This window comes from Amycolatopsis sp. cmx-4-61 (genome assembly GCF_046548775.1).
Classification (GTDB): Bacteria; Actinomycetota; Actinomycetes; order Mycobacteriales; family Pseudonocardiaceae; genus Amycolatopsis.
In genome coordinates, this window is sequence record NZ_JAEBEI010000003.1 from 1 (window position 1) to 12564 (window position 12564).

Below are 12564 nucleotides of genomic sequence, written 5' to 3' on the forward strand. Positions count from 1 at the left end.
CGTCGCTCACACGATCAACAACCGGCCCCGCAAGATCCTCGACTGGCGAACCCCGGCCGAAGTCTTCGCCGAGCAGCTACGCTCACTGCAACAACCCGGTGTTGCATCGACCGATTGAACTCGCCCATCCTCCTCGGGCGCCTTTCCGCGCAAACTGACATCGTTGTCGGCGTCCCGACCGCCAACCGCGGCGCCGCCGGCGAGTACCCCGGCACGTTCGGGTTCTTCGTCAACACCCTCGCCGTGCGCGCCGACCTGTCCGGCGCGCCGACCGGTGCCACCCTGCTCAAGGACGTCCGCGCGGCCCTGCGCGGGGCGATCGACCACGCCGAGCTGCCGTTCGAACGGGTCGTCGAGCTGGTGAACCCGCCGCGCAGCCCGGCGCACACCCCGCTGTTCCAGACGATGTTCGCCTGGGTGCCGACGCTGCACGACGTCCTGGAGCTGCCGGGGGTGATCGTCGAACCCCTCGACGTCGAGCACGCCCCCGCGAAGTTCGACCTCGCTCTCGGGCTGGCCGAGGAGGACGGCGACGTCGCCGGGCACCTCGACTACGCCGTCGCCCTCTTCGACCGGGACACCGCCGAGCGGTACGCGCGTTACCTCGTCCGGCTCTTGGACCAGCTGGCGACGCGACCGGACGCCGGCATCGCGAGCTACGAACTCCTCGACGACGCCGAACGCCGCGAGATCCTCCGCGCCTGGAGCACCGGTCCGCGGCCGCACCGGCGGCCCGGCGGGCTGGTCGACCGCTTCACCGCCCACGCCGGCACGACCCCGGCCGCGCCCGCGCTCGTCTGCGACGACCGGACCCTCACCTACGGCGAGCTGGACCGCCGCAGCACGCGGCTGGCGAACGCGCTGCGCCGCCGCGGCGCCCGGCCCGGCGGGGTGGTGGCCATCCACAGTGGACGGTCGGTCGAGCTCGTCGTCGCGGTGCTGGGCGTGCTGAAGTCCGGAGCCGCCTACCTCCCGCTCGACCCGGCCCAGCCCGCGGCCCGGCGGGCGGCGATGGTCGAGGACGCGCGTCCGGTCCTGGTCCTGGGCGACGACGTCGCCGACCTCGAAGCCGAGGGCGACGAGACCCGCAGACCGGTCGAGACCGGCCCCGACGACACGGCCTACGTGATCTACACGTCGGGGTCGACCGGACGTCCGAAGGGCGTCGCCGTCACCCACCGCAGCGTCCTCGCGCTGTTCGACCAGTGGCTGGACCGCTTCGGTGCGACACCGGGCGAAGCGACGTCGGCGTGGTCCAGCATCGGCTTCGACGCTTCGGTGCACGAACTGCTGCTGCCCCTGACCACGGGCGCCGTGCTGCACGTCGTGCCCGAGGACGTCCGGCCCGATCCGGCGGCGCTGATGGCGTGGCTGCGGGACCACCGGGTGGTGCAGGCGTTCCTGCCGCCCGCCTACGTCCGGTGGGTCGACGAAGATCCCGCCCGCGTCCGCGGGCTGGCGCTGCGGCAGCTGCTGACCGGCGTCGAACCACTGCCGGAGGCCGCGCTCGCCCGGTTCGCCGCGGCCCTGCCGGGCTTGCGGATCTGCTTCGGCTACGGGCCCACCGAAGCCACGCTCTACGCCACCGCGCACTTCGACCCGCAGCCGCGGGACCGCCCGGCCCCGATCGGGCGGCCGCTGCCCGGTTCGCGGCTGTACCTGCTGGACGAGCGGCTGCGCCCGGTGCCCCCGGGGGTCGTGGGCGAGGTGTTCCTGGCCGGCGACTGCCTGGCTCGCGGCTACCTCAACCAGCCAGGACTGACCGCCGAACGGTTCGTGGCGGACCCGTTCGTCCCGGGCGGGAGGATGTACCGGACCGGGGACCTGGCGCGGTGGCTGCCCGGCGGCGAAGCCGAGTACGCCGGCCGCCGCGACGACCAGATCAAGCTGCGCGGGTTCCGCATCGAGCCGGGCGAGGTGACGGCCGCGCTCCTGGCCGTCCCCGGCGTCCGGGAGGCCGCCGTGCTGGTGGACCGCGAGGGCGAGCCGCGGCTCGTGGCCGGTGTCGCCGGCGGCGGGCGGACCCCGCACGAATGGCGGGCCGCGCTGGCCGGCCGCCTGCCGGACTACATGATCCCGTCCGTGTTCGCCGAGTTCGACCGGCTGCCCCTGAGCCGCAGCGGCAAGCTCGACCGCGACGCCGTGCTGGCCCGCGCCCGCGCGAGCGCGCCGGCCGCGGTCAACACCGCCGCCCCGCGCGACCAGGTCGAACTCGCCCTCCTCCGGATCTGGCGGGACCTGTTGCTGCACCCGGCCATCGGTGTCTCGGACGACTTCTTCGCCGTCGGCGGCACGTCGATCTCGGCGATCAAGCTGGCCCACGCGATCGGCACGGAGTTCGGCCGCGAGCTGCCGATCCGGGACGTCATCCTGCACCCGACCATCGAGGCGCAGGCCGCGCTGCTGCGCACGGACCACCGCCCGGACCGCGGCAGCCTGATCGAGTTCCGCCCCGGGGCCGGGCGCGCCCGTGTCGTCTGCGTGCACCCGGCCGGTGGCACGGCGTTCTGCTACCTGCCGCTCAGCGCCCTGCTTCCCGACGACGCCGGCGTCGTCGGGATCCAGTCCCCCGGGCTCAACCCCGGCGAGGGGCCGCTGCCGAGCGTCGAGGCGATGGCCGAGGAGTACCTGCGGCTCGTCGACCCGCTCCCGGACGAGACACTGGTCCTTTGTGGACTCTCGTACGGCGGCCTCGTCGCCTACGAGATGGGACGGCGGCTCGCGGAGCACCACCCGCGCGTCAGCGTCGTCCTGCTCGACACGACCGCCACCGACGACCCGGCCGCGAAGGCGGCGATCGAGCCGGTGCCCGCGGCCGAGTTCCGCGAAAAACTGGTCCGCTTCAACGGCATGTACCCCGGGATCGAGGACGCGCAGATCGAGCGCTACCACCGCACCTACAACCACAACCGGCGGACCGCGCGCGAGCACGATCCCGGCGAAACGGCCGCGAGAGTCGTCTTCGTCCAGGCCGTCGGCGAGGACCCGGTGCCCGGGACCGTGGAGTTCTGGCGCCGCCGCGCCCGCGGCGAGTTCGCGGTCGTCCCGGCGGACTGCGGCCACTGGGACATGCTGGAAAGCGACGCGTTGCCGCTCGTCGCCAAGCTGGTCTCGGCCGAGCTGGCGGCCCGGTGACGTCCATCGCCCGCCGCGTCCACGACCGGGCCCTGCGGCACCCGGACGCCCTCGCCGTGTCCGACGGCACCCGGCGGCTCACCTACGCCGAGCTGAACGCGGGCGCCGCCGCCGTCGCGGCCGCCCTGTCCCGCCGCGGCATCCGCTCCGGGGACGCGGTCGCCGTCGCCCTTCCGCGCTCGGCGGAACTGGTCCAGGTCATGCTGGGGGTCCTGCGCCTCGGCGGTCAGGTCGTGCCGCTGGACCGGCAGAGCCCGCCCGCGCGCCGCGAGGTGATCCTCGCCGACGCGGGCGCGGCCGCCGTGGTCCACGACGGCCTGCCGGATCTGCTGCCGCTGTCCCCCGCCGACCTGCTCGCCGAGCCGGCGGAAGCCGGGGTGCCCGCCGGCCCCGCGCCGGCGTCGTTCCTCTTCGCCACCTCCGGCACGACCGGGCGGCCGAAGGGCGTCGAGGTCCGCGACGCCGGCATCCTGCGCCTGGCCGAACCCGGCTGGCTCGACATCGGCACCCGGTTCGCCTGCCTGGCCAACCCGGCGTTCGACGCCATCAGCTTCGAGGTGTGGGTGCCGCTGCTGACCGGCGGCACGTGCGTGGTCCTCGACGACGACACCGTCCGCGACCCGCAGGCGTTCGCCGACGCGCTCGTCCGGGAGCGCATCGACACGATGTTCGTCACCGCGACGCTGTTCAACGCGGTCGCCGAGACCGTGCCGGGCAGCTTCGCCACCGTGCGCCGGGTCGTCATCGGCGGCGAGCAGCTCAACGCCCCGCTGATCCGCCGCTGGTACCGGGCCAACCCCGGATCGCCGACGCGGCTGCAGAACGGCTACGGCCCGACCGAGACGACGACGTTCGCGCTCAGCTACGCCATCCCGCGCGGCTTCGACGGCGACGTCGTGCCGATCGGCCGCCCGCTGCCCGGCACCGGCGCGGTCGCGGTCTTCAGAACGGACGAGCCGCCGGACGAGCGCGTGGCCGCCGAAGGTGAAGTCGCCGAGCTGTACCTCTCCGGTGCCGGCGTCGCGCTCGGCTACCGCGGCCTGCCCGCCGAAACCGGGCGGCGGTTCGTGCGGCTGCCGTGGCTGGACGACGGCCGCGCGCGGTTCTACCGCACCGGCGACCTGGTCCGGGTGCTGCCGGGTGGGCGGTACGCCTACGTCGGGCGCACCGACCGGCAGGTCAAGGTGCGCGGGTTCCGGATCGAGCCGGGCGAGCTGGAGCAGCGGCTGCTCGCGCACCCGGAGATCCGGCAGGTCCACGTCGCCGTGCGCCGCGCGGCCACCGCCGAACTGCTCGCCTACGTCGTGGCGGGCGAGCTGTCCTTCGAGGCGTTCGAAGCGCACCTGGCCGAAACCGTGCCGGCCTACATGCGGCCGCACCACGTGTTCCGCGTCGACGAGCTGCCGCGGAACGCGAACGGGAAGGTGGACGAAACCGCGTTGCTGGCGGGCGGGTTCCCGCCGTGGCGGCCGGAGACCGGCGGGGAAGCGACGGCGTGGGAGCGTGAAGTCCTCGACGTCGTTTCGGACGTCCTCGGCGTTCCCGCCCTCCGGCCGCTCGACACCTGGCTGCGGTCCGGCGGCGACTCGCTCAAGGCGTTGCGGCTGCGGTTCGCGATCCGGGACCGCTGGGGTGCCGACGTGGCACCTTCGGTGGTGCAGCGCGGCACGTTCGCCGACCTCGCCGCCGCCGTCTCCTCGGCGGGGCGGGCGGCGTACCCGGCACCCGGGGCGCCGACCACGGCGACGTCGGCGCCGGCCACCAGCGAGCAGCAACGGCTTTGGCTGCTGCAGCAGCGGAACCCGACGTCCACCGCCTACCACGTGCCGCTGGCCTTCCGGATCACCGGCGACCTCGACCTCGACGCGCTGCGCCGGGACGTGCGCGGCCTGGTCGAGCGGCACCCGGCGCTGCGGACGGCGTTCGAGGCGACCTCCGGCGGCCTGCGACAGGTGGCGAAGGCGCCCTACGACCCGTGGACCGAGCCGTCCGGCGACTTCTTCACCGCGCCCTTCGACCTCGCGTCCGGCCGGGTGCTGCGCGCGGCCTGGCGGCCGGACGGGACGCTCCTGCTGTGCCTGCACCACATCGCGGTCGACGGCTGGTCGCTGAACGTCCTGTTCCGGGAGTTGTCCGGAGGACAACCGCGGCCGGACGCGCACACGACGTTCGACTTCGCCGCGTGGCAGGCGCGCTGGTTCGCCTCCCCCGGCTACCGCGCCCAGCTGACCGACCGCGCCGACGACGCCGAGCCCCTCGCCGAAGCCTCCTCGGCCGGGCGGCTGCACACGACCCGCATCAGCCGTGACCGTGTCGACGACTGGGCCGGTGAGCTCGGCCTGACGCGCTTCCAGCTGCTGCTGGGGGTGTTCGCGTGGAGCCTGTACGCGGTGACCGGGCGGACCCGCCCCCGGATCGCCGCACCCGTGGCGAACCGGCCGGTGCGGGCGTTCGAGGACGCCGTCGGGATGTTCGCCAACACCGTGCGGCTGCCGCTGTCGGTGGCCCCGGGCGAAGACCTGGACGCCCAGCTGCGCCGGCTCGGCGAGACCGCGGCCGCGGCGCTGGACCACCAGGACGTCGCCTTCGCCGACCTCGACCCGGCGTACGCGGCCTTCGACTACCTGTTCGTCCTGGAGAACACCGACTTCGGAGCGCTGCGGCTGCCCGGCTGCTCGGTCAGTCCACAGTGGATCGAAGCGACCGAGGCCAAGTGCGCGCTCACGCTGTCGGTCGTGGAACGGCCGGACGGCTTCGACTGCCTGTGGGAGTACGGCGACGGCCACTTCACCGAAGCCGAGGCACGGGAACTCGGGGAAGCCTTCGACCGCGCCCTGCACGGCGACGCCCGGACCCCCGACCACCGCGACCACGGCCGTGGCGAGCCGGCGGAGCTGACCTGGGAGACCATCGCGGACGGCTTCGCGCGGCAGGTCGCCAGGACGCCCGGCGCCCCGGCGCTGACCGGCGGCACGACGCTGACCTACGCCGAACTCGACGCCCACGCGGCCCGGCTCGCCGCCACCCTGCCCGAGGACGCCACCGACATCGCGTTGTACTTCCGGCCCTCGGCCGAGCACGTCGTCGCGCTGCTGGCGCTCGCGCGGCTCAACATCACCGCCGTGCCCCTGGATCCGGCGTACCCGCCGGAGCTGCTGCACGCCATGCTCGACCGCGTCCGGCCGCGCTGTGTCCTGCTCGCGCCGGGTGCGGGGTTCGAGACCGACGTCGAACGGCGGTACGTCACGCTCGACGGCGGGCCGGTGCCGGACGTCCCGGCCCGGCACGCCGGACGGCCGCTCTACACGCTGTTCACCTCGGGCTCGACCGGCGTGCCCAAGGGGGTGCGCGTCCCGGACCGCACGCTCGCCAACCTGCTGCAGTGGCAGGACGCGCCACCCGCGGCGACGCAGCAGTTCTCGATGCTGTCGTTCGACGTGTCGTTCCAGGAGATCTTCACAACGCTCTGCGGTGGCGGGCGGCTGCACCTGATCCGCCCCGAGTGGCGCCACGACGTCCCCGCGCTGCTGGACCAGCTGGACACCGCCGGGATCGAGCGGATCTTCCTGCCCTACGTGGCCCTGCAGCTGCTGGCCGAGCACGGCGTCCGGCTCGGGCGGTACCCGGCGCGGCTGCGGGACGTGATCACCGCCGGCGAACAGCTGGTGTGCACCCCGGCCATCCGCCGCTGGTTCGCCGGGCTGCCCGGCGCCCGCCTGCACAACCACTACGGGCCGACCGAAACCCACGTCGTCAGCGCGCTGACCCTCGACGGCGACCCGGCGGAGTGGCCCGAGCGACCGGCCATCGGCCGCCCGGTGGCGAACGCGGTCCTGCGGGTCGCCGGCGCCACGGGCGCGCCGCTGCCGCCGGGGCAGGTCGGTGAGCTGCTCATCGGCGGTCTCGCGGCCAACCGCTGTTACCTCGGCGACGTCGCCCCGGAGAAGTTCGCCGAGCTGCCGGAGCTGTACTACCGCAGCGGCGACCTCGCGCACTTCGACCGGGCCGGGCTGCTGCACTTCGACGGCCGGGCGGACCGGCAGGTCAAGCTGAGCGGGCACCGGCTGGAACTCGGGCAGGTCGAGGCGGCGCTGCTGCGGCACCCCGACGTCGTCAACGCGGTCGTCGCGGCCGAGGACGACCGGCTGACGGCGTTCCTCGAGTGCCGCCGGACGCCCTCGGCCGGGGAACTGGCGGGCTTCCTGGTGCCGCTGCTGCCGCCGCACGCGCGGGTGGACCGGTTCCGCGTCGTCGACGCCCTGCCGCGCACGCCGAGCGGGAAACTCGACCGGGACGCCGCGGCCCGCACGCCGGGGACGGACCTGCACCGGACGGCGGCCCGGCCGTCGAGCGAGCTGGCGGCGCTGTTCGAGGAGGTGACCGGCTCGCCGATCGGTCCCGACGAGACGTTCTTCGCCGCCGGCGCCAGTTCGCTGTCGTTGATGCGGTTCCAGCTGCGGTGCGCGGAAGCGGGCTACCGGTTCACCGTGGCGGACCTCTTCGAGCACGTCACCCTCCGGGACCTGACGCGGCACCTCGAACGCGGCGCGGCCGAAGCCGCCCCGGCGGCCCGGACCACCGGCGAACCGGTGGCCGTCGTCGGCATGGCGGTCCGGCTGCCCGGCGCGCGGGACCTCGCGGCGTTCTGGGACCTGGTCGTCTCCGCCCGCCGGGGCATCGAGGACATCCCCGCCGCCGAGGGCCTGGTCGGCGCGCGCAGCCTCCTGGCCGATCCCCTGGGCTTCGACCCGGAGCACTTCGGGATCAGCCACCGCGACGCGGCCCTGATGGACCCGCAGCAGCGCCAGTTGCTGATGGCGTGCGTGGAGGCGCTGGCGCACGCCGGGATCACGTCGGGCGCCGGCGTCGGGCTGATCGCGGGGTGCGGCGAGAACACGTACTTCCAGCAGATGCTGCGCGAGGCGGACCCGGCCGCCCTGCCGGACGGCTTTCAGCTGGCCCTGCACCACGAGAAGGACTTCCTGGCGACGAAGGTGGCGTACCACCTCGACCTGACCGGCCCCGCGCTGACGACCCAGACGGCGTGCTCGAGCTCGCTCGTGGCGGTCCACCAGGCGGCGTCCATGCTGCGCGGCGGCGAGGCGGACGTGATGCTGGCGGGCGGAGTGCTCGTCGACGTCACCCTGGCCGCGGGGTACCGGTACCGGCCGCAGCACATCTTTTCGCCGGACGGCCACTGCCGCCCGTTCAGCGACGACGCCGACGGCACGGTGGGCGGCAGCGGCGTCGGCGTGGTGGTGCTGAAGCCCCTTTCGGCGGCCCGCCGCGACGGCGACACGGTGTACGCGGTGATCACCGGGTCGGCGTTGACCAACGACGGCGCGGTGAAGCAGGGCTACAGCGCGCCGTCCCCGGCCGGGCAGCGGGCGGCGATCCGGGCCGCACTCGCGCGGGCCGGGCGGTCCGGTGCCGACGTCGGCTACGTGGAGACGCACGGAACGGGCACCCGGCTCGGCGACCCGATCGAGGTGGCGGCCCTGCGCGAAGCGATGCCGGACTCGGCGGGCTGCGCGTTGTCGTCGGTGAAGAGCCAGCTCGGTCACCTGGGCGCGGCGGCCGGGGTGGTGGGCCTGATCCGCGCGAGCCTGGCGGTGCACCACGGGATCGTGCCGCCGACGGTGGATTTCCACGCCCCCAACCCGGCACTGGACCTGGGGCCGTTCCGGGTGCCGACGGCCGCCGAACCGTGGCCCGCGGGCCCGCGGGTGGCGGGGGTGAGCAGCTTCGGCATCGGCGGGACGAACGCGCACGTGGTGCTGGAGGCGGTCCGCCCGGTGCCGCCGTCGCGCCCGGAACCCGTGCGCTGCCTGGTGCTTTCGGCCCGCAGCGCGGCGGCGGTGCGGCTGGAAGCGGCTCGGGTCGCCGCGTACCTGTCGGCGCATCCGCAGTCCTATGTGGACGTTCTCCGGCACCTGCAGTCCGGCCGGCCGCCCGCCCGGTGGCGGATGGCGGCGGCCTGCTCCGACGCGGCCGCCGCGGTCGAGTGGCTCCGCACGGCCGAACCCCGGGAAACCCCCGGCGAGCCACTCCCCCGGGAAAGCGCCCGGTCCGAAGCGACGCTTTCCCGTGAACGTGCCGCTTCGCCCGGTGGCCCTTCGATCGCCGGTGCGCCCTCCGCGTCCGCCGAACTGGCGGCCGCGTGGGTGGCGGGTGCTTCCGTCGACTGGGGACCGCCCGCTTCGCCGGCGCCGTGGGATTTCCCGCCGCCCGCGTTCGCCGTGCGGGACTTCGACTTCCCCCGGCGGGCCGCCACCGCACGGCTGCCCGAAGCCGAGTGGCTGCACCAGCCGACCTGGGTCCGGCTGCGGCGCGCCACGACCGCCGCCGGCACCGATCGCGTCCTCGTCATCTCCGGTGACGGTCCGCTGGCCGCACCCGCCCTCGATGCCGCCTACCCGCGTGTCGTGCGGGTCCACGCGGCAGACCGCTTCACCCGCCTCGGCCCCGACACCTTCGAAGCCGACCCCGCCGACACCGCGCACCTCCGCCGGGTCCTCGACGACGTGGGCGGCAGCGGCATCGACTGGCTCCACACGCTCCCGCTGGGCATCGCCGGCCCGCTCGGCGAAAAGTCCCTGAGCCAGGCGACCTGGGCGTGCCTCGACACGCCGGCCGCGCTCCTGCGGGCCGCACACGGGCGGCCGGTCCGGACCTGGTGGATCTCCGCCGGGGCCGTGCCCGCGAACACCGCCGTCACGCGACCCGAAGCCGGGCTGCTCGCCGGGATCACCGCCGTCGGACCGCAGGAGACCGGCGTCCCCGGGCACTGGGCCGACCTCCCCGCCCCGGACCTGGACCTCCTCGCCGACCTCCTCACCGGGCCGACCCCGCCGGACCGCACGGCCCGGCGCGGCGGCTTCTGGTGGACGCCGGGCACCGCGCCCGTCGACGCCGGCGAGCCCGCCCTGCCGGGCGGGACCCACCTCGTGCTCGGCGGCACCGGTGGTATCGGGACGGCCGTCGCCGAAGAGCTGCTGACCCGCACCACCGGTCGCGTCGTCCTGCTCGCGCGGCACCCCTTCCTGCCCGACGCGCTCAAACCGTGGGCGGACCGCGTCGAGCTGCTGGCCGCCGACCTCACCACCGTGACCGCCGACGACGTTCCCGGTCCCCTCACCGGGATCGTCCACGCGGCCGGGAACCCGGACGGCGGTCTCATCGCCACCCGCGGCGAAGGCACCCAGTCGGTCAAGCTCGCCGGCGCGCTCCTCGTGGAGGAGCTGATCGAGCGCGACCGGCCCGCGTTCGCGGTCTACTGCTCGTCGCTGTCGGCCCAGTTCGGCGGGCACGGGCAGCTGGACTACGCCGCCGCCAACGGGTTCCTCGACGCGCTCGCCCACCGCGACGGCCCGACCGCCCGGCTCGCCCTCGGCTGGGACGTCTGGCGCGACAGCGGGATGGCCGTCACCGCACTGGAAACCGACGCCCGGCACCAGGCCCACCTCGCCGTCGGCCTCGGCGACGAAGAGGGGCGACGCACCTTCGCCCGCGCGCTGGGCGCGGGCCTGCCCCAGCTCCTCGTCGCGACGACCGGTCTCGACACCGCCCGGTCCTTCCACGAGCGCGACACCACGCCGGCGGCGAAACCGGCCGAAGCGGACCTGACCGAGGAAGTGCGCGCCCTGCTGGGCGTCGCCGAGCTCGACCCGGACGTGCCGCTGTACGACCTCGGCGCCGATTCCCTGACCCTGCTGGACGTCGTCGAGTCGGTGAAGCGCCTGTACGGCGTCGACCTCGACCTCGCGTGGCTCGGCCCGGAGGTGACGATGACGGCGCTGCTGGCGAAGCTCACCGAAGCGGCCGGCACCGGCGAGGTCGCCGTCCAGGTCTGGCGGGCCGGGACGGCCCAGGAGGTCGTCTGCCTCGTGCACCCCGTCGGCGGGGACGTCCACGCGTACCGCCCGCTCGTCGAGGCGCTGCCGCCGGAACTCGGCGTCTGCGTGATCGCCGACCCGGCGCTGAGCCGGCCGGAACCGCCGGGATGGTCCGTTCCGGACCGGGCCCGCCGTTATCACGCGGCCCTGCGAGCGAACCTGCCCGGCCGCACCTGGCAGCTGGCCGGGTGGTCGTTCGGCGCGTGGGTCGCGGCCGGCATGGCCGCCGAAGCCGAGGCGGCCGGGCAGCCGGTGCGGGCACTGCACCTCATCGACCCGCCGCCGCCCGGCGCGAGTGCCGCGGACTACAGCGACGCCCAGCTGGAGACGGTCTTCGAGCGCGAGCTGGGTGCTTCCGGCGGCACCGCGGGCGAGCACGCGCACCAGCTCGCCCGCGCATGCCGGGCGAACCTGGCGAGCATGGCCGGGCACCAGCTGCCGCGGCTGGCCGCGACCCCCAGCCACGTCTGGCTCGCCACCGAACCCGAGCCCGGCCTGCCGGTGGCCGACCGCGGCGGCTGGCGCGCGCTGCTGCCGGAACCGAGCCGCTGGCACGACCTGCCCGCCACCCACTACGGCATCGTGCGCGCCCCGCACGTGACCGCCGTCGCCGCCGCCATCGGACGGTGAGACCCACCGGAGGAAAGGACACCATGGAGCAGTACGAACTCGAGGCCGTCAAGCGGATCACCACGCGGCCGGCGCGCGACTACCGCACCCTGGCCGTGCGGGGCCTGACCCCGGTGATCGGCGCCGAGGTCACCGGCCTCGACCTGACGCGGGAACTGACCGACGAGCAGCTCACCGAGCTGAAGACGGCCTTCCTGGACCACCACGTGCTGGTGTTCCGCGACCAGGACATCACGGCGGACGACCACAAGCGCCTGGCCGCGAGCTTCGGCGAGCTGCGCCCGGTGAACCCGCCGCCTGAGCACGGCGACCCCTACATCCTCGAGGTCGCCACCGCGCCGGAGTCGGCCACCGTGTTCGGCAACGGCTGGCACGCCGACGGCACCGCCGACGAAGAGCCGTCGCTGGGTTCGATGCTCCACATCACCCGGATGCCCGAGCCGGGCAGCGGCGGCGACACGCTGTTCGCGAACATGCACCTCGCCTACGACATGCTGTCGCCGAAGCTCAAGGAGCTGCTGACCGGGCTGACCGCCGTCCACGACGGCGCGCACGCCTTCCGCGGCCACAAGATCCCGGCCGGCTACGAACCCCCGGTCAGCGAGCACCCGGTCGTCGTGCGGCACCCGGAGACCGACCGGCCGCTGCTGTACGTCAACCCGGCCTACACCTCGCGCATCCCGCAGCTGTCGGCCGACGAGAGCCAGGCCGTGCTGGACCTGCTGTTCTCGGTCGTGCCGAACCGGCCGATGCTCGCCTGCCGCGTGCGCTGGGAGCCGGACACGCTGGTGTTCTGGGACAACCGCTGCGTCCAGCACCACGCGATCTACGACTACTACCCGCACACCCGCTTCGGCCACCGCGTCGCCATCAACGGCGGCCCGCTCAAAGGCTGACAGGAGTT

At 74.8% G+C, this 12564-nt stretch carries 3 protein-coding genes; all 3 read left to right on the forward strand.

The window, feature by feature from the left end:
- Nucleotides 1–114 precede the first annotated feature (114 nt).
- From ACLJOU_RS12365 to ACLJOU_RS12375, 3 genes are read left to right on the forward strand one after another with little or no spacing between them, the layout of a single operon-like run.
- A complete protein-coding gene (locus tag ACLJOU_RS12365) occupies nt 115–3135 on the forward strand; it encodes a non-ribosomal peptide synthetase (RefSeq protein ID WP_410566726.1) in 3021 nt (1006 codons plus the stop codon).
- A complete protein-coding gene (locus tag ACLJOU_RS12370; protein WP_410566728.1) occupies nt 3132–11660 on the forward strand; it encodes an AMP-binding protein in 8529 nt (2842 codons plus the stop codon). The genes ACLJOU_RS12365 and ACLJOU_RS12370 overlap by 4 nt, the downstream gene beginning before the upstream one ends.
- A 23-nt stretch (nt 11661–11683) precedes the next feature.
- A complete protein-coding gene (locus tag ACLJOU_RS12375) occupies nt 11684–12556 on the forward strand; it encodes a TauD/TfdA dioxygenase family protein (RefSeq protein ID WP_410566729.1) in 873 nt (290 codons plus the stop codon).
- The last annotated feature ends 8 nt before the right edge of the window (nt 12557–12564 follow it).

What these genes read in the sequence shown, in the direction of transcription:
- ACLJOU_RS12375 (WP_410566729.1), top strand. Translation starts at nt 11,684, where the DNA reads ATGGAGCAGTACGAACTCGAGGCCGTCAAGCGGATCACCACGCGGCCG.